The organism is Okeania sp. (assembly GCF_983059655.1).
Genome location: NZ_CEZPJD010000429.1, coordinates 5,061 through 6,582 on the forward strand (window position 1 = coordinate 5,061; position 1,522 = coordinate 6,582).

1 protein-coding gene is annotated in these 1,522 nt (G+C 36.3%); it reads right to left on the minus strand.

Annotated elements, in window-relative coordinates; genetic code table 11:
• Window positions 1-1,059 (minus strand): ABC transporter ATP-binding protein (locus tag AC3DU7_RS21040; protein ID WP_488041255.1); only part of this gene is annotated, 1,059 nt, incomplete at its 3' end.
• Window positions 1,060-1,522: the final 463 nt, after the last annotated feature.

Here is a 1,522-nt window from a genome sequence, read left to right on the forward strand (position 1 = left end):
TAAGCGATCGCCAGACTCTACATCAAACCAATGAATCTGTTTAGCAGGCAATTCTAAAGTTACTAATTCACCCCAAGTTTGGTCATAAGGAACTAAAGCACGGATATTTTGTTCGGAATTTTCCACCCGAGCAATTAACAGTTTTTCCTTACCTAAATTCTCTACCAAAAACACCTTACCTTTAATAGCAACTTCAGAAGTTTCACTCAAAACAAAACGTACATCTTCCGGACGAATACCCATAACAATTTGTTTTGGAATTGTTGGAAAATCAGGTAGAGGAATTTTAAGATCGCCCAAAATAGCATAATTTTCTTCACATTTAAGAGTTAGTAAATTCATTTGCGGGCTACCAACAAAACCTGCTACAAATTTATTAGCAGGGCAACTATAAATTTTATCAGGCGCATCAAGTTGTTGTAAGTAACCATCATATAAAATTGCTACTTTACTTGATAAAGTCATTGCTTCTGTTTGATCGTGAGTGACATAAACTACAGGTTTTTGTTGAGAGTTAAATAACTGTTTCAACTCTGCTCGAACTTGCTCGCGCAATAGTGCATCTAAATTACTGAGAGGCTCATCTAACAAAAATACTTCTGGGTTGCGTACCAACGATCGAGCTAATGCCACCCTTTGTCTTTGTCCACCAGACATCTCCCGTGGTTTGCGGTCTAGTAATTTTCCTAATTCCAGTTTCTGAGCAACATTATTTACTCGTTGTTTAATTTCATCTTGAGGTATTTTACGGAGTTTCAAAGAGGCAGCTATATTTTCAAAGACCGTCATGTGCGGATAGAGGGCATAACTTTGAAACACCATTGCAATATTACGACTACCAGGTTGTACATTTGTTACATCGCGATCGCCTATCACTACTTTACCCTGAGTGGGTGTTTCTAACCCAGCAATAAGTCTTAGTAGGGTTGATTTTCCACAACCAGAAGGCCCCAGTAAGGTTAAAAATTCCCCATCTTCAACTTCAATATTAATGTCTTTAACGGGAATGACATTTTTAGTAAATTGTTTTCTGAGATTTTTTAATTGCAGTTTAGCCATAATTTTTGATTACCTCTTTACTCTAAAAAATTGACATTTAAGGTATAAGCGATCGCTAATAACAAAAGTATAAATCTTATCAATAGCGATCGCTCTATCTCTTTCAATCCCTTGAAATACATTTGTCTTACATTGTATTATTGCGACATACGCATTAGTAGAGAAAGAAGACGTTAACTACGAGGTTTATCAAAATAATATGGGTCGCGCAACCCCGCCTTGATTGGCACAATATTTTTGGAGCGAGGCTTAAATCCCCGTTACAAAAATAACTTCTGACTTCTGATTTCGTTAAAGAACCCTTAAGTTATATCTTGATCTTGATGAAAATAGTTCTGACTAAGTGAAATTGACAAGATAAAAGCAATCGCCAAAAAACTAAACCACAGAAAACTCCTCTACCTGACAAATATAGCAATGAGCGCTGGTATATTTACAAATTGCAGGATTTGCCCAATAGCTA